Origin of the sequence: Nocardioides houyundeii, from assembly GCF_002865585.1 — a bacterium.
GTDB lineage: Bacteria > Actinomycetota > Actinomycetes > Propionibacteriales > Nocardioidaceae > Nocardioides > Nocardioides houyundeii.
Genome location: NZ_CP025581.1, coordinates 3,700,433 through 3,726,909, shown reverse-complemented (window position 1 = coordinate 3,726,909; position 26,477 = coordinate 3,700,433). Strand labels below are relative to the sequence as shown.

General features: G+C 71.4%; 32 protein-coding genes. 21 read left to right on the top strand and 11 right to left on the bottom strand.

Annotated elements, in window-relative coordinates; genetic code table 11:
- The first annotated feature begins 149 nt into the window (after positions 1 to 149).
- From C0R66_RS17895 to C0R66_RS17880, 5 genes are all read left to right on the top strand, one after another.
- The gene (locus C0R66_RS17895) at positions 150 to 749 is read left to right on the top strand and encodes a GNAT family N-acetyltransferase (RefSeq protein ID WP_101525847.1); all 600 of its coding nucleotides are present in this window, start codon (positions 150 to 152) and stop codon (positions 747 to 749) included.
- A gap of 93 nt (positions 750 to 842) precedes the next feature.
- Entirely contained in the window at positions 843 to 1,043 is a 201-nt protein-coding gene (locus tag C0R66_RS19750; RefSeq protein WP_241901511.1) for a SigE family RNA polymerase sigma factor, read from the top strand.
- Positions 1,028 to 1,339 carry a sigma-70 family RNA polymerase sigma factor gene (locus C0R66_RS19745; RefSeq protein WP_241901510.1) on the top strand — a complete coding sequence of 104 codons (312 nt, stop codon included), beginning with the start codon at positions 1,028 to 1,030 and terminating at the stop codon, positions 1,337 to 1,339. The genes C0R66_RS19750 and C0R66_RS19745 overlap by 16 nt, the downstream gene beginning before the upstream one ends.
- On the top strand, positions 1,332 to 2,555 hold the full coding sequence (locus C0R66_RS17885) for a protein kinase family protein (protein WP_101525846.1): 1,224 nt from the start codon (positions 1,332 to 1,334) through the stop codon (positions 2,553 to 2,555). The genes C0R66_RS19745 and C0R66_RS17885 overlap by 8 nt, the downstream gene beginning before the upstream one ends.
- A gap of 145 nt (positions 2,556 to 2,700) precedes the next feature.
- Positions 2,701 to 2,976 (top strand): acyl carrier protein, encoded by a 276-nt coding sequence (locus C0R66_RS17880; protein ID WP_101525845.1) that lies wholly within the window; start codon positions 2,701 to 2,703, stop codon positions 2,974 to 2,976.
- A gap of 247 nt (positions 2,977 to 3,223) precedes the next feature.
- On the opposite strand, the gene C0R66_RS17875 is transcribed toward C0R66_RS17880, so the two are convergent.
- Positions 3,224 to 3,580, bottom strand: coding sequence for a hypothetical protein (locus C0R66_RS17875; protein WP_101525844.1), 357 nt, complete (start codon positions 3,578 to 3,580; stop codon positions 3,224 to 3,226).
- Between the two features lie 221 nt (positions 3,581 to 3,801).
- On the opposite strand from C0R66_RS17875, the gene C0R66_RS17870 reads away from it, so the two are divergent.
- A complete protein-coding gene (locus C0R66_RS17870; RefSeq protein WP_101525843.1) occupies positions 3,802 to 4,167 on the top strand; it encodes a hypothetical protein in 366 nt (121 codons plus the stop codon).
- Between the two features lie 396 nt (positions 4,168 to 4,563).
- Here C0R66_RS17870 and C0R66_RS17865 read toward each other — a convergent pair whose 3' ends face one another.
- The gene (locus C0R66_RS17865) at positions 4,564 to 4,929 is read right to left on the bottom strand and encodes a DoxX family protein (protein ID WP_101525842.1); all 366 of its coding nucleotides are present in this window, start codon (positions 4,927 to 4,929) and stop codon (positions 4,564 to 4,566) included.
- Positions 4,930 to 5,029: 100 nt separating this feature from the next.
- Here C0R66_RS17865 and C0R66_RS17860 point away from each other — a divergent pair, with 100 nt between their 5' ends.
- Positions 5,030 to 5,407 carry a winged helix-turn-helix transcriptional regulator gene (locus C0R66_RS17860; protein ID WP_101525841.1) on the top strand — a complete coding sequence of 126 codons (378 nt, stop codon included), beginning with the start codon at positions 5,030 to 5,032 and terminating at the stop codon, positions 5,405 to 5,407.
- Between the two features lie 363 nt (positions 5,408 to 5,770).
- Here C0R66_RS17860 and C0R66_RS17850 read toward each other — a convergent pair whose 3' ends face one another.
- Together C0R66_RS17850 and C0R66_RS17845 are read right to left on the bottom strand one after the other, a co-directional pair.
- Complete coding sequence (locus C0R66_RS17850) at positions 5,771 to 6,160, bottom strand: YciI family protein (RefSeq protein ID WP_241901509.1); 390 nt, start codon at positions 6,158 to 6,160, stop codon at positions 5,771 to 5,773.
- Positions 6,157 to 7,026 carry a nucleoside hydrolase gene (locus C0R66_RS17845; RefSeq protein WP_101525839.1) on the bottom strand — a complete coding sequence of 290 codons (870 nt, stop codon included), beginning with the start codon at positions 7,024 to 7,026 and terminating at the stop codon, positions 6,157 to 6,159. The genes C0R66_RS17850 and C0R66_RS17845 overlap by 4 nt, the downstream gene beginning before the upstream one ends.
- A 65-nt stretch (positions 7,027 to 7,091) precedes the next feature.
- On the opposite strand from C0R66_RS17845, the gene C0R66_RS17840 reads away from it, so the two are divergent.
- Positions 7,092 to 7,547, top strand: a complete 456-nt coding sequence (locus C0R66_RS17840; RefSeq protein ID WP_101525838.1) for a DUF309 domain-containing protein — start codon at positions 7,092 to 7,094, stop codon at positions 7,545 to 7,547.
- A 22-nt stretch (positions 7,548 to 7,569) separates the two neighbouring features.
- On the opposite strand, the gene C0R66_RS17835 is transcribed toward C0R66_RS17840, so the two are convergent.
- Complete coding sequence (locus C0R66_RS17835) at positions 7,570 to 8,448, bottom strand: helix-turn-helix domain-containing protein (RefSeq protein ID WP_101525837.1); 879 nt, start codon at positions 8,446 to 8,448, stop codon at positions 7,570 to 7,572.
- Positions 8,449 to 8,586: 138 nt separating this feature from the next.
- Here C0R66_RS17835 and C0R66_RS17830 point away from each other — a divergent pair, with 138 nt between their 5' ends.
- Both C0R66_RS17830 and C0R66_RS20360 read left to right on the top strand, forming a co-directional pair.
- Complete coding sequence (locus C0R66_RS17830; protein WP_101525836.1) at positions 8,587 to 9,273, top strand: SDR family NAD(P)-dependent oxidoreductase; 687 nt, start codon at positions 8,587 to 8,589, stop codon at positions 9,271 to 9,273.
- A 112-nt stretch (positions 9,274 to 9,385) separates the two neighbouring features.
- Entirely contained in the window at positions 9,386 to 9,607 is a 222-nt protein-coding gene (locus C0R66_RS20360) for a GNAT family N-acetyltransferase (protein WP_199286739.1), read from the top strand.
- Positions 9,608 to 9,747: 140 nt separating this feature from the next.
- On the opposite strand, the gene C0R66_RS17825 is transcribed toward C0R66_RS20360, so the two are convergent.
- A complete protein-coding gene (locus C0R66_RS17825; RefSeq protein ID WP_101525835.1) occupies positions 9,748 to 10,659 on the bottom strand; it encodes a GNAT family N-acetyltransferase in 912 nt (303 codons plus the stop codon).
- Between the two features lie 152 nt (positions 10,660 to 10,811).
- Here C0R66_RS17825 and C0R66_RS17820 point away from each other — a divergent pair, with 152 nt between their 5' ends.
- The 3 genes from C0R66_RS17820 (at position 10,812) to C0R66_RS17810 (ending at position 14,481) form a co-directional block, all read left to right on the top strand.
- Positions 10,812 to 12,062 carry an EAL and HDOD domain-containing protein gene (locus tag C0R66_RS17820; RefSeq protein WP_158648125.1) on the top strand — a complete coding sequence of 417 codons (1,251 nt, stop codon included), beginning with the start codon at positions 10,812 to 10,814 and terminating at the stop codon, positions 12,060 to 12,062.
- Between the two features lie 77 nt (positions 12,063 to 12,139).
- Entirely contained in the window at positions 12,140 to 12,850 is a 711-nt protein-coding gene (locus C0R66_RS17815) for a lysoplasmalogenase (RefSeq protein ID WP_158648124.1), read from the top strand.
- Between the two features lie 104 nt (positions 12,851 to 12,954).
- Positions 12,955 to 14,481 carry a S8 family peptidase gene (locus tag C0R66_RS17810; protein WP_101525832.1) on the top strand — a complete coding sequence of 509 codons (1,527 nt, stop codon included), beginning with the start codon at positions 12,955 to 12,957 and terminating at the stop codon, positions 14,479 to 14,481.
- Positions 14,482 to 14,548: 67 nt separating this feature from the next.
- Here the strand turns inward: C0R66_RS17810 and C0R66_RS17805 are convergent, their stop codons facing one another.
- Positions 14,549 to 15,091 carry a flavin reductase family protein gene (locus C0R66_RS17805; RefSeq protein ID WP_199286738.1) on the bottom strand — a complete coding sequence of 181 codons (543 nt, stop codon included), beginning with the start codon at positions 15,089 to 15,091 and terminating at the stop codon, positions 14,549 to 14,551.
- 149 nt (positions 15,092 to 15,240) lie between these two features.
- Here C0R66_RS17805 and C0R66_RS17800 point away from each other — a divergent pair, with 149 nt between their 5' ends.
- From C0R66_RS17800 to C0R66_RS17785, 5 genes are read left to right on the top strand one after another with little or no spacing between them, the layout of a single operon-like run.
- Positions 15,241 to 15,711, top strand: coding sequence for a hypothetical protein (locus tag C0R66_RS17800; protein ID WP_101525830.1), 471 nt, complete (start codon positions 15,241 to 15,243; stop codon positions 15,709 to 15,711).
- 31 nt (positions 15,712 to 15,742) lie between these two features.
- On the top strand, positions 15,743 to 16,801 hold the full coding sequence (locus tag C0R66_RS17795; protein WP_158648123.1) for a winged helix DNA-binding domain-containing protein: 1,059 nt from the start codon (positions 15,743 to 15,745) through the stop codon (positions 16,799 to 16,801).
- Positions 16,802 to 16,849: 48 nt separating this feature from the next.
- A complete protein-coding gene (locus C0R66_RS18820) occupies positions 16,850 to 16,987 on the top strand; it encodes a hypothetical protein (RefSeq protein ID WP_158648122.1) in 138 nt (45 codons plus the stop codon).
- Between the two features lie 57 nt (positions 16,988 to 17,044).
- A complete protein-coding gene (locus C0R66_RS17790; protein ID WP_101525828.1) occupies positions 17,045 to 17,992 on the top strand; it encodes an SRPBCC family protein in 948 nt (315 codons plus the stop codon).
- Positions 17,989 to 19,185 (top strand): zinc-dependent alcohol dehydrogenase, encoded by a 1,197-nt coding sequence (locus C0R66_RS17785; RefSeq protein ID WP_101525827.1) that lies wholly within the window; start codon positions 17,989 to 17,991, stop codon positions 19,183 to 19,185. Before C0R66_RS17790 ends, C0R66_RS17785 begins: the two co-directional genes overlap by 4 nt.
- On the opposite strand, the gene C0R66_RS17780 is transcribed toward C0R66_RS17785, so the two are convergent.
- Positions 19,175 to 19,768, bottom strand: a complete 594-nt coding sequence (locus C0R66_RS17780; RefSeq protein WP_101525826.1) for a TetR/AcrR family transcriptional regulator — start codon at positions 19,766 to 19,768, stop codon at positions 19,175 to 19,177. The genes C0R66_RS17785 and C0R66_RS17780 overlap by 11 nt on opposite strands.
- A 52-nt stretch (positions 19,769 to 19,820) precedes the next feature.
- Here C0R66_RS17780 and C0R66_RS17775 point away from each other — a divergent pair, with 52 nt between their 5' ends.
- Positions 19,821 to 20,534 carry a hypothetical protein gene (locus tag C0R66_RS17775; protein ID WP_101525825.1) on the top strand — a complete coding sequence of 238 codons (714 nt, stop codon included), beginning with the start codon at positions 19,821 to 19,823 and terminating at the stop codon, positions 20,532 to 20,534.
- Here the strand turns inward: C0R66_RS17775 and sppA are convergent.
- Positions 20,505 to 22,277, bottom strand: a complete 1,773-nt coding sequence (gene sppA, locus C0R66_RS17770) for a signal peptide peptidase SppA (protein WP_101525824.1) — start codon at positions 22,275 to 22,277, stop codon at positions 20,505 to 20,507. The two genes, C0R66_RS17775 and sppA, sit on opposite strands and share 30 nt — an antisense overlap.
- Before the next feature lie 66 nt (positions 22,278 to 22,343).
- Between sppA and C0R66_RS17765 the strand changes: the two genes are divergently transcribed.
- Together C0R66_RS17765 and C0R66_RS17760 are read left to right on the top strand one after the other, a co-directional pair.
- On the top strand, positions 22,344 to 23,927 hold the full coding sequence (locus C0R66_RS17765; protein ID WP_199286737.1) for an FAD-binding oxidoreductase: 1,584 nt from the start codon (positions 22,344 to 22,346) through the stop codon (positions 23,925 to 23,927).
- Between the two features lie 109 nt (positions 23,928 to 24,036).
- A complete protein-coding gene (locus C0R66_RS17760) occupies positions 24,037 to 24,489 on the top strand; it encodes a PGPGW domain-containing protein (protein WP_101525823.1) in 453 nt (150 codons plus the stop codon).
- Positions 24,490 to 24,493: 4 nt separating this feature from the next.
- On the opposite strand, the gene C0R66_RS17755 is transcribed toward C0R66_RS17760, so the two are convergent.
- Complete coding sequence (locus C0R66_RS17755; protein ID WP_101525822.1) at positions 24,494 to 25,789, bottom strand: hypothetical protein; 1,296 nt, start codon at positions 25,787 to 25,789, stop codon at positions 24,494 to 24,496.
- A gap of 159 nt (positions 25,790 to 25,948) precedes the next feature.
- Positions 25,949 to 26,386: a hypothetical protein gene (locus C0R66_RS17750; RefSeq protein ID WP_158648121.1), complete on the bottom strand. Its 438-nt coding sequence runs from the start codon at positions 26,384 to 26,386 to the stop codon at positions 25,949 to 25,951.
- Positions 26,387 to 26,477: the final 91 nt, after the last annotated feature.

Below are 26,477 nucleotides of genomic sequence, written 5' to 3'. Positions count from 1 at the left end.
CGATGAAGGCGGATCCGAAGGCATCATCACGTTCCACGGCGTCCTGACGCTCAGCCCGACTGAACGTAGGGGCCCCGATCGTGAAGTCCCTGTGCTGACCGACGCACTGACGATGGCGGGGCGCGCTGAGCGGTGACAGGATTGCCAGGGTGGACGCCGACGTTGCCGTAGTGCCCGCCAACGAAGCACGCTGCGAGGACCTGGAGGCGGTCTTCGGAACGCGAGGCGCGGCGTCGCGGTGCCAGTGCCAGCGGTACAAGCTCGCGCCGCGCGAGTCGTTCGCCTCGGTGCCGGCCGAAGTGCGCGCGGATCGTCTGCGTGAGCAGACCAACTGCGGTGACCCTGGATCCAGCGCGACCAGTGGTCTGGTGGCCTACCTCGCCGACGAGCCGGTCGGCTGGTGCGCGGTCGAGCCGCGCTCCAGGTACGACGGCTTGGCGCGCGCCTACAAGGTGCCGTGGCTTGGTCGCTCGGAGGATCCCGACGACGAGCATGTGTGGGCGGTGACCTGTCTCTTCACTCGGGCCGGGTGCCGACGCCGTGGGGTGAGCCGCGCGTTGGCCCGAGCCGCCGTGGACTTCGCCCGAGCAGGCGGCGCCCGGGCCCTCGAGAGCTATCCGGTTCGCACCACTGCCGGCGCTATCGCGGAAGAGCTCCACGTCGGCACCTACGACACGTTCGCTGCCGCCGGGCTCCGAGAGGTCAGCAGACCCACACCCCGCCGCGTCGTGATGCGCATCGACTTCTAGCCGTGGAGGTCGCGCCAACCTAGGCGGGTAGCAGAAGCGTTCCGAAGGTGACAGGTTCCACGGACAGGGGTCCCGACCGAGGCGGAGCAGCGCGTGGATGATCAGGAGTTCACCGAGTGGGCGGCCGGGTGCCAGCGGTCCCTGCTGCGCTCGGCGTACCTGTTGACCGGGGACCTGCACTGCGCGCAGGACCTGGTCCAGGAGGCGCTGGTGAAAGTGGCGCTGCGCTGGCCAGGCTCCGGAACGGCAACCCGACGGCGTACGCCCGCAGGATCGTCGTGCACGACAACGTGAGCTGGTGGCGGCGGCGCCGCGAGACGACCGGCGCGGTGCCCGACGACTCGGCGCACGAGGAGGTCAGCAGCGATCCGGTCACAGGTCTGGTCATCCGGCGGGCCCTGATGCGGCTCACCCCGGCCCAGCGGGCGGTGCTGGTGCTGCGGCACCTCGACGACCTGTCCGAGCGCGAGACGGCCGAGATCCTCGGCGTCAGCATCGGCACCGTCAAGAGCCAGAACGCCGCCGCCCTGGCCCGCCTGCGCACCGGCGCGCCGGAGCTGCTCGACCTGACCGGAGGACCCCATGAGTGAGTTCCACGAGCTGTTGACCCGCGCCACGGACCGCATCGAGAGTCCTCGCCTCGAGCACGCGGCGCTACAGACCGCGCGACGTCGCCGTACCCGCCGTCGGGGGGCGGCCGCCGCGGTCGTCACCTCAGCCCTGGTCGCGACGGTCGTCGTCGGCATCCAGGTCGCCGACCGCGGGGACAGGGTTGCACCTGCCCCACCGACCGCCCAGAACCCGACGAGTGCGCCGTCGGCCGAGGCCAGCGGCCCGCAGGAGAAGGTGTGGCCGCAGTGGGACCCACGCGACGTCGACCAGCTGCCCGCTGCTCCGGACCGGATCGCTCCCGCGCTCCCGGAGGTGATCGACCCGCCCACCTCGTCCCCGGCCCTGAGTGACGACCCGGTCGGCTCCGCGGTCCTGGCGGTCGAGCAGGACGGCCTGGCCCAGGTGCTCGGCACTGGCGGCGAGTGGCGCACGGTGCCGATCGACGGAAGGTTCCCCGTGGTGTCCCTCAGCCCCCAGGGCACCCGGCTCGCGGTCTACTACGGCTACGACGACAGGGTCGGGGTGTACGACATCGGCGTGACGGTGCACGACCTCGCCACCGGCAGCAGCCGGACGCTGGAGCCGCCCGCGGGGTTCGAGCCCCGGGACGACGCCGGGTGGATGTTGCTCGACGAGGAGACGCTGCTGTTCAGCAGCGGCCCGCAGACCTACGCCGTGGCGATCGACTCCGGCGAGGCGGAGGAGATGTCCCTCCCCACGGGGATGTCCACGACGCTGGACCCCGCCGGCGACTGGCTGTCCAGCGCCGACTTCGCCGAGCCCAACGTGCTTACTGACTACGCCGGAGGCACTCCACGCGAGGTGAGCATGGACCGGACCGGCCGCCTCCTGCGGATCCAGGCCGACGAGGACACCGTGGTCGGCACGACGGACGACGATCAGGCGTTCTCGGTGGTGGTCGCCGACCGCCAGACGCTGACCCCGCAGTTCCGACTCCCGGTGCTGGACTACGAGGGCAACTACAGCAACTGGGGGCTGGGCCCCGTCGCGCTGGCCGACGACGGGACGGTCCTGCTGCGGGTCGCCGCCATCGGACGCCGGGTCGACGGCTTCCGACTGGTGGCCTGGGACCCGGCAGGCGGCGACCTGTCGATCGTCACCTCGACCGCGCTCCCGGTGGAGGCGTCGGTGGTGTTCGCCCAAGGTGCGCTACGCGCCGTGGATCCTGGCTGACTGCGGACGCGCCGCCGGGGCGCCGGCCTGGTGGACGGTGCCCGCCTGCTGACCGGGGCGACTGAACGTCGCCTTCTGCGACGAATGTGTGCCCGGATGCGGGGTACGGAAGCGGGACGATTCCCCGAGGAGAAAGGACTTCGAGATGGCTACTGGAGAGACCGGGTTCGACGACGTCACCTACGACCTCATCTCGCTGCAGTACCACTCCCTCAAGGCTGGTCACGACTACGGCCAGTACGTCCGCGACGCCAAGAACGCCGGACGGGACGACATCGCTCAGTTCTTCGCCGAGGTGATGGAGCAGGACTCACAGCGGGCGATGCGGTGCCACGAGCTCCTGCGTGAGCTCGGTGGCGTCGACAACACCAGCCCGCAGGACGACGTCTCGTCGGACGCCGATCCGAACGTCACCGCCTGACCCGCAGATCGGTAGGGCGCTCCCCAGGGGCGCAGGTGCATCGCAAGGCGGCGGGAATCGGTCTGGTGCCGGCCGCCGTACTTGCCTAGCGTTCGGTCATGGGAATCGTCACCGCTGACATCGCGGTCTCGCTCGACCAGGCGCGCGAGGCCGCGGGCGAGGGTGACGTCTCGATCGCCGGTGGCGGAGGCCGTGACGCCTTGCGTCACCGAGCTGGACGCGATCGGGGGAGGCGGCCAACGGCTGACTATTCGATGCCCGCGGCCTTGTCGAGCTCCTGGAGCAGGTCGTTGGCCGCGGTCTCGACCTGCTTGTGCCGCCACTCCGCCGCTCGGTAGATGCAGGCGATCAGGCCGCTGCGGTGGACGCGGCGGAGGTCGCCGTAGACGAACGCGTAGCGCGCCTTCGTCCCGTCCTTGGCGCCGACCTTGAGGCCGAGGTGCCAGGCGGCGTAGTCCTCCCACCCGTGCCGCTCGAGGAAGGCGTTGCTGGCGTCCGCGTCCGGTTGTACGTCGCCCCACTCGTTGTCGAGCACGTACTGCCGGGCGGCGATCAGGTCGCGCGCCTTCGCGACCGCTGCTTCGTTGACCTCGTAGCGCGCCATGGGGACCTCGAGTTCCTCGGCTGGACGGGCGCCTCATAGTGGCATGAAGTGAGGAGGAGTGCGCTCCCGAATCGTGGTGACGTGGGGCGGTAGCCAGTCTCCCCTCGGCGGACGCAGGCATGGCCGTTCAGCACGCGAAGTCTGCGTCACTCCCCCGCCAGTGGGACGCACTCATCTGCCGATGAGCGGATGGATGGCACCCGCGCTGCAATGATGCCAAGGTGCCCATCGACCGCTTCGCTGATCGCCTCGACCCGGACACCTACTCGCACGACGACGGAGTCGTCGGGGTCTTCGAGGTCAGCCCGGACGACGATGACGCACTGTGGATTTCAGACAGGCTGTTTCAGCGGCTCACCTACATCGCGCGGGCGTACGAACTGCACGCGTTGCCACTGCTGGACGATCCCGAGCCAGTTGTGCTCAACCGTCCTCGGTGCGAGGCCGTCGTCGACGAGATCGAGGTTGTGTCCGGTCTCCTCGACGATCCGTTGATTATCGAGTTGGCCCAGTCCCTCACCGACTACCTGGTGGCACGCCTGCGTCGGGCGACGTGGGACGGAACTGTCACGGTCGAGGGCGACTGATCGCAAGCATCCGGATCTGCCGCGATGCGCGCGAAGACCGGACACGTCATCCCCCGCGTTAGCGGCGGGGGTGCTGGGAGCCTCGGGTCCATCCCTTGGAGGTGAACTCCGGAGCAGACTTCCAGATGCGATCCATTGCCTCGTTGACGGCGTCGGCGTCTGGAGCCACAACCTCGATCGAAGACGCTCCAGCTGCAACCGCCCACAGAGCGTTCGCGAGTTCCGCGTGGTCGTCATCCGGTATATCCGCTGGCAGATGCACGATGATCTGTCTCTTTGACATCGATCGATGTTAGGGGCGGCCCAACTTCTGCGCCTTGTAAATGTGCGTCTTACCGTCGCGAGCGGACGTCGATCTCGCGGGATCGATGAGCCGAGGACTCCTCCTGGCCGGAGTCAGAGCGAGGTCGCCAGCCACGCTGCGACGGCGCCGAGGCCGACCAACACCACGTTCATCACCGACTCCCGCTTCTCGCCTCGGCCCAGGTGCACGCGCATGGCCAGCACCTGGAGCACCGTCAGCCCGATCGCGGCCGCCATCGCAAGCCCGGGCGCCACGCCGGTGAGCGGCGGCAGCACGAGGCCGAGGGCGCCGAGGACCTCGACGGTGCCGATGAACCGCACGACTCCCATCGATACGTCGGTCCCGGCCCAGCCCATCATTGGCTGCAACTGCTCCTGGCTACGAACGATCTTCAGCGACCCGGCGTACGCATAGAACGCGGCGAGCAGCACAGCGATGATCCAGTACGCGGTCTCCATGACGGACTCCTTGGTTATCGTCGGTAACAGGCCCCATCATGGGTAACTTCAGGATCGCCTACAAAAGGCACACCGGTGTGAGTGAGGAACAGGGAAGTCCGTGTCGAAGTACGAGAAGACCTGCCTGATCCGGGGCGACGGCGGACGGGCGATCCGCGGAGTCCTCGATCGGATCGGGGACAAGTGGTCCTTGCTGGTCGTGGCCACGTTGGACGGACCGGCACTGCGGTTCTCCGAGCTGCAGACCCGGATCCCGGGCATTTCGCAGCGGATGCTGACCCGGACCGTCCGTAGCCTGGAGCGCGACGGCCTGGTGTCCCGCACTGTCTACGCCGAAGTCCCGCCGCGGGTTGAGTACGAGCTCACCGCGACCGGCCGGACGCTGATCGAGCCCGCCGTGACCCTCGCCGAGTGGGCCGTGGACCATAACCCGGAGATCGAGCGAAACCAGGCCAGCTACGACGCCAACGCCGAGTAGACCACCCGGCAGAACCCTTTGGCCCGGCCTTCCCGCCGCGAACGCCCGGCCGTCGCGCGACGACACCGCTGATACGGGCGCTCATCCATCACATACCGGACGGTCCAGGTCATCGGGAAGAAGATCCCGGCCAGAACGACGCAGGAGAAGCCATGCCCGCGCCGGCGATCCCCGAGGCCGGCGAGGCCGGCGACAGCCAACGCGAGTGCCATCACCACGAGCACACGACTCCGATGACGAGCATCCACCCAGCATTCACGAACCCCATCGCGACCACCAGAGCCATCGTTGTGGCGGGTGCGTCTTAGCGCCGCGAGCCGGACGCGTGGATCCGGAGAGCGCCGCGAAGCGGAAGGCACCCCGCTACATGACCTCGCGGACCTCTTGGGGCCATCCACACCCCTCGGCGATCTTGGCAGCCCACTTCCGCGCCTCCTCGACGTCCGGAACCTCGATGATGGTCAGCCCGCCGAGATGCTCCGTGGTCTCGGTGTAGGGGCCGTCAGTCACCACCATGGTGCCGCTGGTGCCATCGGCGCTGAACGCCTGCGACATGTCCTCCACCAGGCCACCGGCAAACAACAAGACCCCTGCCTCCTTCATCTCCTCGACGACAGCTGTGGACGGCTGGACGCGGCTGCGAAACCACTCCTCGGAGTGGTCACCGACCCATTGCTGGTGGAAGTAGATGGCGTACTTGGTCATGGTCTGTCTCCCGTCCAGGGCCACCCGTGCGGCCCTGCCTCGCGTCATTCAGGGCAGTGACGTGGCTGTACGACGGCCTCGACGAACGCCGCCACCACGGCGTCGGCGTCGGCCGACGTGACCACGTCGACGACGGACCCGAGCTCCGGTTGCTCCACCGGAGTCAAGCGTCCAGCCGTGACCGCCATCCGAGCCCTGGTGACCTCGAACAGCTCAGGATGAGCCAGGAACACCAACGCTCCGGCGTCCCCCAGCATGTGGTCGCGCCGGACGCGGAGCAGTTCGCCAGCCAGCTGGGCCGCAGCGGTGGTCGCATCCTGCAGCCGCCTGACGAGCGACGGTGAGACGACGATCCGGTCGAACAGGTCCACCGGATAGACCGTGGTCGGCACCTCGGTGGCGAGCACCGCGGCGGCAGCCACCGGATCGTGCCCGATGTTGAACTCGAGCTCGTCCTCGACGAGCAGCTCACCACCGACCAGGACGATCCGTCCCACCCCCTTGCGGCGGGCGAGCTGGGCGACGTTCGTCAGGGGCGCGCACGCCGCCACCGTGATCGGATGATCAGACGTCAGCCGATCGAGCAGGGCCAGGGGGTCGCTGCCCGGCTCGCGGAACGGGCCGGCCAGACTCACACCCCCCAGGCCGTCGGGACCGTGGTTCGTCGGCCCGCGCCGGGCACCACGTCCCTGGGTCGTGAAGGCCGCCCCTTGCACCACGGGGACTTCTGTCTCGCCGACCGCCGCCAACACCTTGGCGGCGTTGCGAGCACCCACGTCGACCGGCACGTTTCCCACGACTGCGGACACCCCGACAACGTCGAGCCGCGGCGTCGCCGTCGCGTACAGCAGCGCCAACGCGTCGTCGATGCCGGTGTCGACATCGAGCAGAACCCTGATCGGCAGCCCGGTCACCCGGTCACCCTACTGAGGTGAAACCGGCAGGCGCTGATGCGCGCGGCCCCCCGTAGGGTGACGGCATGCCTGAGGACCCGTTCGCGCCCACGCCGTCCGGTGACCGGGACCGCGACGAGGAGGGCCGCGCCCGGCAGGCCCGTCCGCGTGACGCCCTGGGCCGTCCGCTGCCCTACGGCGAGCAGGGCGTCGAGCCCATCGACGAGACGCCCCTGCCTCCCGACGAGACCCTGGACCTGGCCCGCTCGCTGCTGCAGGAGGGTCGGCCCTTCGCCGCGCACGAGGCGCTGGAGGTCCGGTGGAAGAGCTGCCCGGCCGAGGAACGTGAGCTGTGGCAAGGGCTCGCCCAGCTCTGCGTCGGACTGACCCATGCGGCTCGCGGCAACCAGGTCGGCGCCGAGCGCCTGGTCGAGCGGGCCGCCGGACGCCTGGACGCCTACGGCCTCAGTGGCGGGCCGACGTACGGGCTGGTGCTCGCCGACCTCGTGAGCCGGGCCCGCGAGCGGATCCGCCAGGGCTGACCGTCCCGGGAGATCGGACGGGTCAGCGTCGCCCTGGTGGGGTCGGGTTGTGCCGCTCTGGCATGGGCTCCGCCTCGACCGTGGGTAGGGCGGCGGAGGCGAGCAGCGCCAGCTTGTCGGCGGCCTCGCTCCCGGCGTCCGGGTGATAGACCACCAGGTGGAGGCCGTCGGTGCCGCCGACCGCGAGCCGCTCGCGGTTCAGCGTCATCTCGCCCACCTGCGGATGGTCGAACTCCATGGGCGCGCCCCACTGGCCCTTCACGTCGTGACGGGCCCACAGCTCGCGGAAACGAGGACTGGCCAGCGACAGCTCGCCGGTGAGCTCGATGAACCGCGGGTCGTCGATGTCGGTGCCCACGGACTGGCGCAGGTTGCCGATCAGGCACTCCGTCGAGCCCTGCCAGTTGGGGTGGAAGGCCTGCTCCTCGGGGTCCAGGAACATGTCCTTGAGCTGGTTGCGACCGACAGCCAGACGCGGGGAGAGAGCCACGGCCAAGGCGTTGGAGACCAGGACGTCGAAGTAGCGGCCCTCGATGAAGGCGGGGTGCGGGAGGCCCGCCACGAGCTTGGCGACGCCCGGCGGCACCGTCTCGGTGCGTGCCTGCCGCCGGCTGCGCCGCTTCCGGTCACCGACCAGGGTCATGAGGTAGGCGACGTGGTCGTCGTCGAGGCGCAGCACTCGGGCGATGGACTCCAGCACCTGCACCGAGGGGTTGCGGTCGCGCCCGCGCTCCAGACGCAGGTAGTAGTCGGCGCTGAGGCCGGCCAGCATCGCGACCTCCTCGCGGCGCAGCCCCGGCACCCGCCGCACCCCGACCTCCGGGATGCCCGCCTGCTGGGGCGTCACGAGTCCGCGCCGTGCCCGCAGGTACTCGCCCAGGGTGTTGGGCTCTTTTGTCATGGCACCACCGTAAGACGCTCCCCGCCGATCACCGGGGGTCCTGCCACACCCCCGGCTCCGGAGGGACCTGCCGCAGCGGCCGCGTGCTGCCTAGCGTCTGTGACGAGCCCACTCGGGGCTCCGAGCGATAGGAACCCCATGACAGTCACCCTCATCACCGGCGCCAACAAGGGCATCGGCTTCGAGACCGCCCGCCAGCTGATCGAGCTGGGTCACACCGTGTACGTCGGGGCTCGCGACGTCGAGCGCGGGGAGAAGGCCGCCGCCGAGCTTGGCGCCGGCTTCGTCCAGCTGGACGTGACCGACGACGCCTCGGTCGCCGCCGCACTGGCGAGGATCGAGGACGGCGAGGGTCGCCTCGACGTGCTGGTCAACAACGCCGGAGTCCTCGGCGACGGGACCGTGGACGGTCCGACCGCGCTGCAGATGTTCGACACCAACGCCGTCGGCGTCGTCCGGGTCACCGAGGCGGCGCTGCCGCTGCTGCGCAGGTCCCGGCACGCGGTCGTCGTCACGATCTCCAGCAGCATGGGCTCGTTCTGGGCGGTGACCAACCCGGAGCGGCCCGAGTTCGGGATTCCCGCCGCGCTGTACGCCGCCTCCAAGGCGGCCGCGACGATGCTCACCCTGCAGTACTCCAAGGCCGAGCCCGGGATCCGGTTCAACGCGGTGGAACCGGGCTTCACCGACACCGACATGACCGCCGCGATGGACGGCGGCCGTCCGGTCCAGGAGAGCGCGCGGGTCGTCGTACGTCTGGCGACGGTCGGACCCGGCGGACCCACCGGCACCCTGCAGGACGAGGCCGGCGAGCTGGCCTGGTAGCCGGTGCACGCCTGCTGACGGGGACGGCTGAACGTCACCTTCGACGACATCGCGCAGTTCTTCCGGGAGGTCATGCACCCGCCGCACCCACGGGCTCTGCTTGCATCGGGATATGAGCGACCTGCGCCCTGCGGGGAGGATCCAGCGCGCCGACTTAGCGCTGGCTGCGATGCGGGCGGGGCATGGGGAAGTGAAGAGCATGCGCACCGAGCCGCGCTGCCGCGGGCGTGGAGTCGCCCGTCAACTGCTGGAGCACCTGCTGCGCCGATGCCCGGCTTCCAGAGCTGTCCGCCGTTCGGGTCCTACCGGGAGGACCCGAACAGCGTCTTCATGACGAAGCACCTGTAGTCGCGGTGGGTCGTCGCCACCCCAACCGTGCATCTGCGCCCGTACGGCGGTTCGGCGGGCAAAGGCGCCACCCCGAGGGCGCATCTGCACCCCAGGGTGGGCCGCGGCGCCGGATCGCTCGTCGTCTCAGGCGCCCCGCTGGAGGTCGGCCACCTGCTCGCGTGCGGTGAAACCGGCTGCGACGTAGGTGGACACAGCCGCTGAGTTGGAGCTCTCGGCGCACACCAGGGCGCTGGACGAGCCCATCTCACGCAGGGCAGACGCCGCGGCCACCGAGATGGCCACGCCGTAGCCGAGACCCCGGTGGTCTCGATGCACTCCCATCGGCTCCACGAGGCCGGGGCGCCCCGGACCGGCCGACCACACCGTGGTGACGGCGACAGCGTTGCCGTCGGAGTCGAACGCGGCCAGGCTCCGTGCCCGGTGGTAGAACGGCCCGTCCGCCATGGTCAGCCACCGCTGGCGGACCTCACGCCGTTCCTCCTCGCCGAGCGGCGTTCCCTTGAACGCAGACCAGTGGACGGCCACCCACGCATCGGCGCCGTCCGGATCGATGACCTCGATGCGCACCCGCACCCCGGCCCCCCGCACGCGCTCGGCGTCCACTCCGCTGGAGAGGTCGCGATGCAACGGAGTCCAAGGCTCAGCGGGCTGCCACCCTTCCTCCGACAGCAGCTGCGAGAACCGCTCGGCGCCGCGAGCCTCGACGATGGCCGCACCAGCATCCAGGACTCCGCGCGACGGGTCGTCAACGTCGGCGACGAGCTGCCGGCAGAGCTCTTCGTCGTCCCGTAGGTCGGGGTCGAGGGCCATGCGCAGCAGCCCGTCGGGGCCGTCCAGCAGCCCGAGCGCGAGAGTCCTGCCGTTGCGTGACCAGGCCCGCAGCGAGGCGGCCGTCCGGGCAGCACCTCGCGAGGAGTGCCAGCCCAGGTCGCCGGGGTGCAGATGCAGTGGACCTGCGTCGTGCTGCCAACCACTGAGGACCGCGGCAACGTCATCGAGATCCTGAACGCGTGGCGTGGTCATCTCGATGCTCATGGCTCGATCCAACCTCAGCCGTGCCCGCACCCGAGCCGGAGGTCTTCGCGTCGCGGCCCAGTGCCGCCGTTCATTCGCCTGCGCACGCGGCCACACCGACATACGATCGGCCGGCGGGACGGGTAACGCGTTGAGAGGAACACTGATCACTGATGACTGACTTGAGGTCCGAGGCGCCTGTGGCTGCCCCGGTGGTCGTGGCGCGCGTCCCCGTCGTGGACACCACCCGGATGATCGTGGGCTTCGAGCTCGTCACCCGCTCCATGCAGGACCCCGACGTACAACCTGCGGGCGACGCCCGCCAGGAGCCGGTGGTGACCGTCTCCAGCCTGCTGGGCTCGGTCGACCTCGACCTCTCCGCCGTGGTGGGCGACAAGCTGCTCTTCTGCACCGTGGACCGAGCGGTCCTCGTCAGTGAGTCGCGGCTGAGCCTGCCGCCGCGCAGGACCGTCCTCCAGCTGCCCACCACCGACGTCGACGCCGAGCTCCTGGCCGCCGTCCGGGCGCACCAGCAGGCCGGCTTCACCCTGATGGTGGAGCACGGTGAGCGGACCGAGAAGTACGACGCCCTGCTCGCCCTGGTCCACCTGGTCAAGGTCGACTTCGCCACCGTCGCCCCGGAGGACGTCCTCGACGTCGTCGCCGGCTACCGGGACCTGCCCGTCAGGCTGGTGGCCTCCGGCTGCGACACCGAGGCCGCCCTCGCCTGGGCCCAGGCGTCCGGGTTCGAGCTGTTCGGGGGACGCGCCGTCCAGGTGCCCGAGACCAGCAGCGACTCCGCCACCGCCCCGCTGCCGCTCTCGCAGCTGCAGCTCGGCATGGAGCTGCTCAGCCAGGACCTCGACTTCGACCGCATCGAGGACGTCCTGCGCGGCGACCCGGCGCTCATCGTGCAGCTGCTCAACATGACCTCGGCGGGTGCCGGAGGCGGGCTGCGGCGGCAGGTGCGCAGCCTGCGCGAGGCGCTGGTCGTCATGGGCACCGCCCGGCTCCGGCAGTGGGCGGCGCTGGTGATCCTGAGCCGTCACGGCCAGCGGGAGACCGACGCGCTGATCACCACGCTGGTGCGCGCCCGGATGTGCGAGCTGCTGGCGCGCAGCCGCGGCGTCGACGGACCCTTCGCGTTCACCGCCGGTCTGCTGTCCGCCCTGCACATCCTGCTGGGGGTGCCGGTCGCCGAGATCGAGGAGCAGATCAAGGTGGGCGAGGAGCTGACGGATGCGGCGTTCGGCCGGCACGGTGCCGTGGGTCAGCTGATCAACAGGGTCGAGGCGCACGAGCAGTCGCTCGGCACCGCCGGCCCGCGCGGCGAGGACCACGACGAGGTCACCCTGATCGCCGCCATGGCCTTCGGGTGGGCCACCAGCTACGCGGACACGATGGACACCGCGGCCCAGAGCTAGGTTTCCATGGTCGACGACTCGCAGTCGGGTCGGCAAAGGGCTGCGCTCCACGTCCGGGAGGCCTCAGGATGAGCGGCATGCCCCTCGCCAAGAAGTTGCTGCCCACTGCCGTGTACGCCGCCCTCGCGATCGCCGACACCGTGGCCGCGGGCAAGACGAGCACCAGCACCTCGGCCCGCCGCCTGCGCTACGTCCTCAAGCCGGCGTTGATGCCCGCCCTGGCGACCGCCTTCCTCGACGGCACGCGCGAGCGCCGGGCCTCCTCCGACACCAGCCTGCTGCACACCGGGACGGCCGCGGCGCAGGCGCTGTCCTGGGGCGGCGACGTGGCCCTGCTCGGCAGCAGCGAGAAGTCCTTCCTCACCGGCGTCGGCTCGTTCTTCGGCGCGCACCTGGCCTACATCGCCGCCTTCACCTCCGTGCGCGGCGAGCGCGCGGACTACGACAACGCGGGTCTCAAGGTCGCGCTGGGCCTGTGGCTGACCACCGCTCCGGTGATGGGCATCGCGGCCGGGCGCCAGGACCCCGCACTCCGGGCCCCGGTGGCCGCCTACGCGACGGTGCTCTGTGCGATGTTCGCCAGCTCGCGGATGCTCGACCCGGAGCTGCCGCCCGGCGCACGCCGCACCCTGCAGGCCGGCACCGCCCTGTTCCTGCTCTCCGACAGCGTGCTGGCCGCGCAGAAGTTCCTCCTGACCGAGCCGCACCCGATCCTGGAGTCGGTCGTCATGTCGACGTACACCGTGGGTCAGGGCCTGATCGCCCGCGGAGTCGCGAGCGCCAGCTGAGCCCGTCCCAAGAGCAGGACGTGCCTCTGTTCAGAGCCGGATTCTCGGGAGAAGATGTCGCCCACGCCCATGTTGGGCGTGTTTCTTTTCGGGAAGGAATCTCAATGGTCCACAGGTCCATGAAGCGCTGGGCTCCGCTCGCCGCCGCCACCTCCGGGGTCGTCGCCGCCGCGCTGGTCTCCGTCACGGGAGCGGTCGCCGCTCCCACCGCCGCCACCCCGGTCTCCACTCCGGTGCCGTTCACCACGCCCGACGGTGTGGTCTCCAGCTACCTGCTGAACGCCCGGATCGCGAACCCCGGCCAGACCCGGCTCGTGGAGCGCGCGGTCGAGCAGGCCGGCGGCGTCGTCGTGCAGAGCTGGCCCCAGATCGGCGTCGTGGTCGCCCACTCCGACGTCTCCACGTTCCGCTCCGCGGTGACCAAGGCCGCCGGCAACAAGCTGGCCTCCGTCGGCGCCACCCGGACCGTCGGTGTCACCGAGGGCACCCCCGCCGGCCTCGGCGCCACCTGGGGTCCCGGCGCGTCCGGCTACAAGAAGGGCGCCAAGAAGCCCGCCAACGGCGACATCGGCTCGGAGGCCACGGTCGCCACCGCCGCCGACCCGCGCGAGGGCGAGCAGTGGGACCTGCAGATGATCAAGGCCGACCAGGCCCACAAGATCACCGAGGGCAACCGCAACGTCCTCGTCGGCGTCCTGGACAGCGGCATCGACCCCGACCACCCGGACCTGGTCGCCAACATCGACGTCGACGAGTCCGTCAACTGCTCCGACGCCGGGCGTCCGGACCAGTCGGCCACCGGCTGGCACCCGACCACCAGCGACCACGGCACCCACGTCGCCGGCACCATCGCGGCGGCCCGCAACGGGGTCGGCATCGTCGGCGTCGCCCCCAACGTCCGGCTCGCCTCGGTCAAGGTGGTCAGCGACGACGGCTTCATCTACCCCGAGTACGCCGTGTGCGGCTTCGTGTGGGCCGGCATGCGCCACATGGACGTGACGAACAACAGCTACTACATCGACCCGTTCCAGTTCTGGTGCGGCGACCAGCCCGACCAGGCGGCGGTCAAGGAGTCGGTGCGTCGCGCTGTCGAGTGGTCCACCGACCAGGGGGTCGTGCACGCCGCGGCCGCCGGCAACGCGTCGTACGACCTGGCGAACAAGACCACCGACACCGCCAGCCCGAACGACTCCACGCCCATCGCCCGGACGATCAACAACGGCTGCCAGGACATCCCCGCTGAGCTCGACGGCGTCGTCGCGGTCTCCTCGGCCCAGCGGTTCCCCGCCGGCACCATGGACAGCCGCCTGTCGAGCTTCTCCAACCGCGGTCTCGGCGTGATCGACGTCGCCGCCCCCGGCTCGAGCATCCTGTCGACGATCGTCCGCGACAACGGCTACGGCCTGAAGAACGGCACCTCGATGGCGTCCCCGCACGTCGCCGGCGTGCTGGCCCTGATGAAGTCCGCCCACCCGGGCTGGTCGCCGGCCCAGATGATCGAGCGGCTGCGCGCCCAGGCCGACGACAAGCCGTGCGGCACCACCACCGCCGGCGCTCCGTGCGTCGGCACGGACGCGAACAACAGCTACTTCGGTGAGGGCATGGTCGACGCCCTCGACGCCGTGAGCTGAGCACTGCACCAAACCAGACCGGCGTCGACCCCCACGGGGTCGGCGCCGGTCGTGCATGTGAGCGGGTTCAGCCCGCGGCGCGCTCGGTGGGCGGGGCGTGCCGCTCCTCCGCCTCGTGGCCTGGCGTCAGGTGTTCCGCGTCGGAGAGCCGGAGCGGGGTGAACGGCCCGCCGCTGCTCACCGAGACGGTCTCCGCCGACAGGCACAGGTGGTCCCCGCCCTCGTCCAGCAGGCTGGTACGGCGTACGACGAGGCGGTTGGGGCAGTCCAGCAGGATCGGCACCCCGTCCGGGCCGGCCTCGGTGCGGAGCCCGGCGAACTTGTCGTCCCGGTCACCGGTCAGCGTGCCGAACCGCTCCGCCAGCGCGAGATCGTCGGCGGTCAGGAAGTGCACCGCCAGGTGCGAGGAGCGCTGGGCGACGCGGGCGGTGTGGTTGGCCTTGGACAGCCACACGCAGTAGCGCTCGGGCCCGATGCTGGACTGGGTGTGGAAGCCGACCAGGCAGCCGCCCCGCTCCAGCACGCCGTCGGTCTCGTTGCCGGTGGTGACCACGATCAGGGGCGTGTCCAGCGACGACATGAGTGCGGAGAACGGGTCTTCCTCAGGCACGGGCAGCCCTCTCGTTGGGCGGGGACGCGGGCGTCTGTGGAGCTCGAGACGCGCGCGGGACAGGAGCTCCACCCTATCGAGGCGTGATCTGGGCAACCCGGTGTCCACTAGGGTCGATATCGCTTCGTCCCCCTATTCCAGGAGTCACCATGCACCTGACCCACGCCCCGCTCCGTGTCGCCACCGGTGCCTACATCCTCAACTCCGGCGTCGGGAAGCTCCGCGTCGACGAGGGCACCGCGCAGTACCTGCACAGCGCTGCCGCGTCCACCTACCCGGCGGCCTTCAAGGACATGGAGCCCACGAAGTTCACCAAGCTCCTCGCCTACAGCGAGATCGCCGTCGGCGCCGCCCTGCTCGTCCCCAAGGTGCCGGCGACCGTGGCCGGCGCCGCACTCACCGGCTTCGGTGCCAGCCTGATGGGCATGTACTTCCGGACGCCGTCGATGACCCTGGACGACGGTGTCCGTCCCAGCCAGGAGGGCATTGCGCTGGCCAAGGACGTGTGGCTCGTGGGCGCCGGACTGACGCTGCTCACCCAGGGCATCGCCGGGGCCACCAAGTCGGGCGTGAAGAGCTCGAAGAAGGCGATCCGCAAGGCCACCCCCTTCACCGGCTGACGCGTGCGGAGCCGATGACCCCCACGACATCGTGCGGTGGCGGCTGGCGACCCAGCACCTGTCGGCACCGCACGCGGCCTCGGCGGCCCAGGTGGTCAGTGACCTGCTGGGCGTCCAGGCCGAGAACCGCAGCCAGGCCGAGTGGGCGGTGGCCACCCGCACCGTAGGCCGGGATCCGGCCGACCTGGCCGCGCTGCTGGACGGCGGCCAGGTGGTCCGGACCCACGTGCTGCGCCCCACCTGGCACTTCGTTGCTGCCGCCGACATCGGCTGGCTGCTGGAGCTGACGGCACCCAGGATCCGTCCGCTCTACCTGCGTCAGCTCACCGAGCTGCCCGGCTGGACCAGCGACACCGTGGACCGCGCCGTCGCCGCCGTGCTGGAGTCCCTGGGTGCCCGGCCCGACCAGACCCGGGACCAGCTGCTCGAGGACCTCGTCGGCCGCGGCCTGCCGGCGACAGGTCGGGCGATGATGTTCTTGCTGGGCCTGACCGAGGCGGACCGGCTGGTCTGCAGCGGCCGACCCGCCGACGGCGTCCACACCTACGCGCTCTTCGCGGACCGGATCCCCGACCCGGTCCGGCTCGACCGGGACGAGGCGCTGGCCGAGATCGCCCGGCGCTACTTCACCGGCCACGGCCCCGCCACCGCTGGCGACCTGGCCTACTGGGCCACGCTGACGCCCACCGACGTACGCCGGGGGCTGGCCGGGGCCGGCGACGGGCTCGCGTCGTTCGAGCACCAGGGCCGCACCTTCTGGCACGCCCCGGACGCAGAGCCGCCGACCAAGGACCCGGAGCCGGCCGGGCACCTGCTGCAGATCCTGGACGAGACCTACCGCGGCTACCAGGACAGCCGGATGCTGCTGGACGCCGCGGGTCTGGCTCCGCGCGGCCGGGAGGCCAGCACCGGGATGGCGCTCGTCGACGCCCAGCTGGTGGGGTCGATGAAACGCACCCTCGGCGCGCGGGTCCGGTTCGAGGTCACCGGCTACCGGAGGCTGACCCCGGCCGAGGTCGTGGCGCTGGGGGACGCCGCCGAGAGGTACGGCGAGTTCCTCGGCCTCGAGGCCGAGCTGCTGCTGCGTTAGGTCCCCCTCGCCGCGCATACCGCGACCATGCGCGGGGCACAGAGGGGCATGAAGAAGATCCTGAAGACAGCCGCGTTCGCGGGCGTGGCCAAGAAGGTCTACGACGAGGCGCGCAAGCCCCACAACCAGGCCAAGATCAAGAACGCCGTCGAGCAGGTGAAGGCCAAGCGGGCACGCAAGCACTGACCGCGCACGTCGTGCCTCGGTGGCATGGTCCACCGCGACCGGGGTACGACGCGTGGCATGAAGTCGACCCAGAACCCTGAACGTGGCACCGGCCGCCTGGTGCGCGGCCTCGGCGTGGCCAGCCTCGGCCTCGGCGTCCCCATGCTGCTCCGGCCCGACAGCGTCGCCCGCTTCGCCGGCGTCGACGACAGCGCCTCGGCACCGGCCCTGATCCGGGTGGTCGGGGCGCGTGAGCTGATCCACGCCGCGCTCTGCCTCGTCGGGCCCCAGCGCTCGGTGTGGACCCGGGTGCTCGGCGACGCGATGGACCTGGCGGTGCTGGCCGCCGCGATGGACGGGCGCTCGGGCGAACGCCGTACCCGGGTCAACGTGGCCACGGCGGCGGTCGCCGGGATCGCGCTGGCCGACGTGTACGCCTCGGTGCGAACCGCCCGCTCTCAGCACGGCCGCGGCAAGCCCGGCCCGCTGACGCTGGAGGCCTCGACCACGGTCAACCGGTCGCCCGAGGACGTCTACGCCTTCTGGCGCGACCTGGGCAACCTGCCCTCGTTCATGCAGCACCTGGAGGAGGTCACGCCCAAGGGCGACGACACCAGCCACTGGGTGGCCCGCGGACCGCTGGGCAAGAAGGTCTCCTGGGATGCCGAGATCACCGGCGAGGACCCGGGCCGCCGGCTGGCCTGGCGCTCGCTCAAGGGCGCCGACGTGGACAACGCCGGCACCGTGCACTTCGCCCCGGCCCCGGGGGACCGCGGCACCGAGGTGCGGGTGGTCCTGCACTACGACGTGCCCGGCGGCCTGGCCGGGCGTGCGGTGGCCCGGCTCTTCGGCGAGGAGCCGGAGCAGCAGGTCCGCGACGACCTGCGGCGCTTCAAGCAGGTGATGGAGACCGGCGACATCGTGCGCAGCGAGATCCTGCCGCGCGGCACCGAGGCCAAGCGCCAGTTCCTGCAGGGACCGGCCCAAGCGTCCGCACAGACCAGCAACGACGGGAGTAGCCGATGAAGGCCGTGGTGTGGGAGGGCCCGACCAAGGTCGCGGTCAAGGACGTGCCGGACCCGGCGCTGCTCAACCACCGCGACGCCATCATCAAGGTGACCTCGACCGCGATCTGCGGCTCCGACCTGCACCTGTACGACGGCTACATCCCGACCTTCATGCCCGGTGACATCTTCGGCCACGAGTTCATGGGCGAGGTCGTCGAGCTCGGCCGGGACGCGGGCTCCGGCAGCAGCGCCAACCCGGACGGCCTGCGGGTCGGCGACCGGGTGGTCGTCCCCTTCCCGATCGCCTGCGGGGCCTGCTCGCCCTGCCAGCGCGGCCTGACCTCGCTGTGCGAGAACTCCAACCCCAACGCGGGGGAGGCCGAGAAGGTGATGGGCCACTCGCCGTCCGGCATCTTCGGCTACTCCCACATGCTCGGCGGCTACCCGGGCGGACAGGCCGAGTACGTGCGGGTCCCGTTCGCCGACGTCGGCCCGCTCAAGGTGCCCGAGGAGCTCAGCGACGACCAGGTCCTCTTCCTCACCGACGTGCTGCCGACGGGGTGGATGGCCGCGGACATGTGCGACATCCAGCGCGGCGACGTGGTCGCGGTGTGGGGTGCCGGCCCGGTGGGCCAGTTCGCCTGCCTCGCCGCGACCCAGATGGGCGCGGCCAAGGTGATCGTGATCGACCGGGTGCCGGAGCGGCTGGAGCTGGCCGCCAAGCACACCGGCGCCCACCCGCTCAACTACGAGGGCACCTCGGTGCTCAAGGAGTTGCGCGAGCTCACCGCCGGGCGCGGCCCGGACCGGGTGATCGACGCGGTCGGCATGGAGGCGCACACCGACGTCACCGCGATCCACGCCTACGACAAGGCCAAGCAGGTCGCCAAGCTCTCCACCGAGCGCCCGCAAGCCCTGCGTGAGGCGATCCTCTCGGTGGCCAACGGCGGCACCGTCTCCATCGTGGGCGTCTACGGCGGGCTGGTTGACAAGTTCCCGATCGGCTCGCTGATGAACCGCTCGATCACCGTGCGCACCGGCCAGGCCCACGTGCACCGCTACATGCGGCCGCTGCTGGACAAGATCCGCAAGCGCGAGATCGACCCGACGTTCATCATCAGCCACCACCTGCCGCTGGCTGAGGCGGCCAAGGGCTACGACATGTTCAAGCACAAGGAGCACAGCTGCACCAAAGTGGTGCTCAAGCCCTGAGCAGCCGGCGTACGGCGTCCAGCAGCGTGGCGCTCTCGGCGGTCGCGTCGAACCCGGGCTCGGTGACCACCACGCCGAGGTAGCCGTCGAGCAGCGCCTGCAGCCAGACGACCAGCCGCTCGGGTGGCAGATCGGTGCGCACGTCGCCGGCGGCCATGGCGGCCCGCACCCAGGGCAGCAGCCCGGCGCGGATCGCCGTGGTGTCGCGCTCGAGGGCGGCGGCTACCTCGGTCTCGGTCATCACCGCGCCGACGGCGCGGACCAGCCCGGCCACGCGCACGTCGGCCATCTCCTCGGCGGTGTGGACGACGTAGTCCTCCAGCACGGCCCGCGCGTCGTCGCGGCCGGCCTGCGCGGCGAACCACTGTGACTCCTCCCGGGTGCCGAGCTCCAGCATCGCGAGCAGGACCTCGAGCTTGGTCGGGAAGTAGTGGAAGAAGGTGCCCGAGCCGATGCCGGCCTCCCGGCAGATCGCGGCGGTGGTGGCGCGGTTGTACCCGTCGCGGGCGAAGCAGGTGAGCGCCGCGTCGATGATGGCCAGTCGTCGGGCCTCGTGCCGGGCGGGGTCGACGGTGCGTGCCATGGGCTGAACCTAACGGGTGGCATTACTGGAGTGGTCACTCTAGGATAGGTGCATGGCCAAGGACCCGGAACGCTGGCAGCTGACCTACGAGGGGCGGCGGCACGTCGTGGCGATCCTCGACGCCGGGCTCGGCTGGCGGATCACCTGGACCCTCGACGGTGAGGAGATCGCGGCCAGGAAGAGCTCGGACGAGAAGGTGACGCTCGACGGCGGCGACCACGGCGCGATCGGGCTGCGGCTGCCCACCTTCACCGGGCCCGCCCGCCGGGTCACCTGGTGGGGTCCCGAGTCCAAGCTGGGAGCGGTGGCTGCCGCGCAGACCGGCCTCGGCGGGCTCGACCTCGACCCCGAGGCCGGCTCCAAGGCGGCCGCCCGCGAGGCCTGGATCCGCGAGCACCCCCAGCAGTACGCCGTACGCCGCACCGCCGCCGCGGTCGCCGGGGTCGTGGTGCCGCTGCTGCTGATCTGGCTGCTGGGCCGCTTCGCGTTGCCGGCGATCCCCTGGCCGGACGTGAACCTGCCCGACTGGGACCTGCCGGACCTGCCGTCGATCCCGTGGCCCTCGATCCCGCTGCCCGACCTGCCGTCCATCCCGTGGCCGGACTGGAGCCTGCCCGGCTGGGTGCGCACGGTCTTGGACAGCCTCAAGTACGTCTGGCCGGTGCTGCTGGCGGTCGTCCTGGCCCGTGCGGAGATCAAGCGCCGCCGCGACCAGGACGCCCGCAAGCGTGCCGCGTCAGAGCGGGAGGAGACCCGGGAGCCGTAGCGGCGGCAGGCTCAGCACCCCGGCGTACGGCGTGCCGAACAGGCCGGTGAGCTCGGGCAGCACCCGGCGCCACAGTGCCGGACCCTCGGCCACGCCGAGCAGCGTCGAGGACGCGATCCGCGCCTCCACCGCCTCGGAGCTCTCCCGGGGCATCAGGCCCTGGAGGGGACGGTGCCGCGGGATGGTCCGCACCTCGGCCTTGTCGCGGTCCACCCGGCCCAGGCGGCAGGCCTCGGCGATGGCCTCATCGAGGCCGCCGAGGGTGTCGACGAGACCGCGCTCGGCGGCGTCCGCGCCGGTCCAGACCCGACCCTTGGCCACCGCACGCAGCTCCTCCACCCCCATCTTGCGGTCGGCGGCCGCCTTGGCGGTGAAGTCGGCGTACACCTCGTCGAGCCACCCCTCCAGCACCGCGAGCTCGTCGTCGGAGAACGGCTGGTTGCTGGAGAACATCGCCGCCCGGGGCGCCACGGCGACGGTCTCGCGGTTGACCCCGATGCGCTGCAGCCCCTCGCGGAGCACGTTCTTGCCGGCCAGCACCCCGATGGACCCGGTGACGGTGCCGGGGCTGGCCAGGATGGTGTCGCACGGCATCGCGATGAAGTAGCCCCCCGAGGCGGCGACCGAGGCCATCGAGGCGACCACCGGGGTGCCGCCCTCGCGCAGCACCTGGATCTCGCGGCGGATCGCGTCCGAGGCGACGTAGGAGCCGCCGGGGGAGTCGATGCGCAGCACCACGGCCTTGACGTGCTCGTCGCGCCCGGCGGCGCGCAGCGCGGCGCAGAGCGCGTCGGAGCCGACCCCGCTGCCTGAGAGCGGCGAGCCGCCGTCGCCGCGGCCCAGGTGGATCGCTCCCGAGGCCTGGATCAGCCCGATCACCGACTTGTGGCCCGGCATCCGGGTCATCGGGCCGAGCACCGCCTCGAGCTTGCTGGCGCCGTGCCGCTCGACGTACCGCAGGGTGGGGTCGGCACCGACGCGGGTGCGCATCGCGGCGTACGCCTGGTCGCGGTAGCCCAGGGTGTCGACCAGCCCGCGGGTCACCGCGTCGGCGGCGTGCACCGGGGCGTCGGCCAGCACCGCGCGTACGGCGGCGACCTCCAGGCCGCGGTCGGCGGCGACGTCGCTCACCAGGGTCTCGGTGCTGGACTCCAGCAGCCGGGTGATCATCTCCCGGTGCGGCTCGCTCATCTCGCTGCGCATGAAGAGGTCGGCGGCGGTCTTGTACTCATGCCGCTGCCCGAGCTGCGGCTGGACGCCGATCTTGTCCAGGGCGGCGCGCAGGAACACCGCTTCCCCGGCGAAACCGACAAGCCCCACGGCCCCGCTCGGCTGCAGCCACACCTCCTCGAACGCGGTCGCCAGGTGGTAGCCGGTGTTCCCGGGACCGAGCTCGCCGAACGACGGGCTCCACGCCAGGGTCGCCTTGCCGGCGGCCCGGAAGGAGGCCACGGCGGCGCGCAGCTCCGCGGACTGGGCCAGGGTCAGCGGGGCGTCGCCGATGGCGGCGATCAGGCCCACCACGTCCTTGTCGCGCTCGGCCTTGCGCAGGTGGTCCACGATGCTGCGCAGCAGCGGGGTGTGCAGGGACCGCAGCGCCTCGATCGGGCTGCCCGGCGGGTTCTCGGCCACCCCCCGGCCCAGATCGAGCTCGAGCAGCACCTGATCGGCGGCCTTCGAGGTCAGCGGCACCCGCCGCAGGACGGGGGTGAGCACGGGCGAGAGCAGTGACGGCAGCTTCATCCCGTGAGCCTAGGGGGACCGGCCAACCCCCGGACACGGCTGCCGATTGCGCCTAGGGTCGGCCCGGTGACCAGGTCGTGGTGGGGTTGGGGAAACGTCGAGGACGCCGTGACCGGCGCGGAGGCCGAGGAACTGGTGGCCCGGGTGGCGGCGTTCATGCCGGACCACGACTTCACCCCGCACGACCCGCCCTCGCCTGAGGACCTGGGCCTGCCGCAGCCGCGGGTCTCGGTGCCGGGCAGCCTGGCGCACCTGGCCAGCAGCACCCCCGAGGACCGCGCCAGCCACGCCCACGGCCGGGCCTACCGTGACGTCGTACGCAACCTGGCCGGCGAGGTCGCCCACGCCCCGGACCTGGTGCTGCGCCCGGAGGCCGAGGCCGACGTGGTCGCGGTGCTGGACTGGGCGTCGTCCGCGCAGGTCGCGGTGGTGCCCTTCGGCGGCGGTACGTCGGTGGTGGGCGGGGTGGAGCCCCGGTTCGACGGGCCGGCGGTCAGCCTGGACCTGCGCGCCCTGGACCGGGTGCTGGAGATCGACCGCACCAGCCGTGCGGCGCGGATCCAGGCCGGGGTGCTCGGACCGCACTTGGAGGACCAGCTGCGCCCGCACGGGCTGACGCTGCGGCACTTCCCGCAGTCCTTCGAGTTCTCCACCCTCGGCGGCTGGCTGGCGACCCGGGCGGGCGGGCACTACGCGACGCTGCTCACCCACGTCGACGACCTCACCGAGAGCCTGCGCGTGGTCACCCCGGTGGGGGTGAGCGAGTCGCGGCGGCTGCCGGGCTCGGGCGCCGGGCCCTCGCCGGACCGGATGTTCCTGGGCTCCGAGGGCACCCTCGGGGTGATCACCGAGGCGTGGATGCGGCTCCAGGACCGGCCGCGGTGGCAGCAGAGCACCACGGTTGACTTCGACACCTTCGACGCCGCGGTGGCAGCGACCCGGGCGGTGGCCCAGAGCGGGCTGCACCCGTCGAACTGCCGGCTGCTGGACCCGATGGAGGCGCTGGTCAATGCCGGCACCTCGACCACCGGCGGGCTGCTGGTGCTGGCCTTCGAGTCGGCCGACCACCCCGTCGACGCCTGGCTGGACCGGGCGGTCGAGATCGTCCGGGACCACGGCGGTCGGCCGGGTCCGCGCAGCGACCGGTCGGCGGGCGAGGCTGCCGCGCCTGCGGACGCGGGCAGCGCCTGGCGCTCGTCGTTCCTGCGGATGCCGTACCAGCGCGACGCGGTGACCCGGCGCAGCCTGATCGCGGAGACCTTCGAGACCGCGTGCACCTGGGACCGGTTCGCCGAGCTGCACGCGGCGATCACCTCCGCGGCGTACGAGGTGATGGCCCGGATCGGCGGCGAGGGCGTGGTGACCTGCCGCTTCACCCACGTCTATCCCGACGGGCCGGCGCCGTACTACGGGATCTACGCCCCCGGTCGCTGGGGCTCTCTGGTGGCGATGTGGGACGAGATCAAGGCTGGTGTCTCCGAGGCGATCTCGACGCACGGCGGGACGATCACCCACCACCACGCGGTGGGTCGGGACCACGCTCCCTGGTACGCCGTCCAGCGACCGGAGCCGTTCGCACTCGGGCTCGCGGCGGCCAAGCGGGCGCTGGACCCGGCGGGGGTGCTGAACCCGGGCGTGCTGGGGCTGTGAGCTGCCGCGTCGCGGGACGGGTGTTGACGACCGGCCCTAGGCTCGGGCGTACGGGCACCCGCGACGAGAGCTTCCTGCGGCGCCTGACGCACTCGACAAAGGACCTGCTGTGAGCGTCAAGAGCACCGGAAAGCACGTCCTGCTCCAAGGCGCCGGCTGGATCCTGGTCATCCTCGGTCTCGCAGCCCTGGTGCTGCCGGGGCCGGGCCTGCTCGCCCTGTTCGGGGGGATGGCCATCCTGGCCACCCAGTACGAATGGGCGGAACGGCGCCTCGAGCCGGTCAAGAAGGCTGCCCTGCGCACGGCGGCCGACAGCGTCAAGAGCTGGCCCCGGATCCTGCTGTCGCTCCTCGGTGTCCTGGTGCTGATCGGCATCGGCCTCTTCTGGGGGATCGGCGTCGAGGCACCCTCGTGGTGGCCCGTGGCCGACAAGTGGTGGTTGCGGGGCGGCTGGGGGACCGGCGGGACCCTGATCGCCTCCGGCATCATCGCCTTCGCCTTGATCGTCTACAGCTACCGGAACTTCCGCGAGCCGTCGCTGCAGGACCCCGGCAGTCGGTGAGGACTCAACGCACCAGGCGCAGGGTGACGCCGCCGCTCGCGCCGGGGTCGAACTTGAACAGGACCCTGTTGGGCTCGGCGTAGGGCAGCGACCCGGGCCTGACCGTCTCCCCGGAGCGGATGCTCGCCCCACCGAAGCAGTCGCGGTAGCACGGCACGAACAGGTCCGCGGCCCATCCGCCACCGGTGACGGCGACGTCGCTGGCCTCGAACTGGACGGTCCCCGTGCGCGCGGCGGGCACATCGGCGAGGAGCCACTGGCCCGCTTCGGCGGACTCGAAGCGGACGGGTGCTCCGCCGACCACCAGGTCGGGGGACTGCAGGATCGACCGGATGCGCAGGGTCCGCTCGCGGGGGACTCGGGAGTTGTCGTCCGAGGCGACGACCAGACGGTAGACACCGTCCTTGGTCGTGAGGTCGCCCTTGGGCTCCAGCCAGTACTGCCGGGCCCAGCCGTGCTCTGTCCCCGTTCCCCAGTCGAGGTAGGTGCGGGTTCCCGCAGGGACCTGGACGGAGATGACGTGCTCGCGGCCCCCGGTGGACGCCAGGGTCAGGGGCGGTCCCCCGAGCTCGACGGTGTGCTGCAGCGCGCTCCGGGCCTCCACCCGCGCGCCCCTGGCGAAGGTCAGCCCGATGCGCTGGCCCCGGCGCAGCACGCGGTCGCCTTCGTCCGGCTCCAGCTCGTACATCGGGGGCTGTCCGTGCTCGGCAGATGCGCCCTCGGCTTTGTAGACCCTGTGGAGCCAGTCCCCCTCGAGCACGGTGTGGCTGCTGACGCGCCCTCCCTGGGCGTTGCGGCCGGTGAGCTTCACGCGGCCGGTACGCGGAACCCTGACCCACGCGACGTTCACGAACCGTTTGTTGGAGGGGCCGACCCGCACCGGGCGGCCGTCCATCTCGACCTCCCGGCTGCGCACCTTCACCAGTTGCGCGACCGCGGCGCTCGGCTTCCCCCAGGCACGACAGCGTCCCTTGAACCAGATCGTCGCCTTGCCGGTCGCCCGCACCCGGAAGACCCGGTCCAATCCCTTCGTCCGGGTCCCGCGCCGGTCCTCAAGCACCAGGCTGCCGTCACACCCGCCGCCGTCGGCGGGCTTCACGCGCAGGGTGAGCTCGTCGCCGCGACGGGCCGGAAAGGTCACCGCGCCGAACTGGCGCGGGGCGAGCCTCACCGGGCCCTCGCCGTACGCCCGGTCCACTCGCTTGGCCGGGGGGAGGGGTGCGGCGGCGGCGTCGGCCCGGGAGCCGCCCGGACCGACGGCGGCTGGGACCAGCAGCGCCGTGACCAGCGCGAGAGTCATCGACAGGACGGCGACAGCAACAGCTCGGCGCATGGTTCCCCCACCAGTGCGAACGTCGCCCGGCGTTCGGGCGGACGCAGACTACCGCCGCGGAGCACGGACAGCGTCCAGGCGGAGGACGATATTTGGCAGGGACGTCTACATATCGCCCGGTGGCGCCTAGCTGGCGATCCAGACCCGAGGCTCTCCCGGGGCGACAGTCATGTCACTGAAGGTCGGGACCCTCTTGAGGGTTGCGGGCTTGTACGGCACCAGCACGACGAGCGCGATGCCGTCCCGGTGCTCGAGCTCGACCTGGACTGCGTCGGACCCTTCGATGAGGACGTCGGAGACGAACGCCACTGCCCGGTTCTCGCCCGCGGTCGCACGTGCGTTGTCGTACACGCCGGCCAGGACCCGCTCCGGCTGCGGGTGTTCTCCCAATCCCGCGTCGGACGCGGTGAGCGACGCCTCCCCGTCGGTCGAGACCGAGGCGCCGAAGGGGTAGAACTGCCCGTTCTTGCCGAGCAGCTCCTGAGCCCGAGGCAGCACGAGGTTGAGGAGACCGTCCAGGTCGTCCTGGGCTGAAGCCGATGCAGTGTCGCGCCAAGAGGTCATGACTGGAGATTTTGGCACACCGTCCGCCGACCGATGAGGCCCGCAAGACGACGTCGAGGAACAGGGGCGCCCGGGGCCGAGGTCAGCAAAC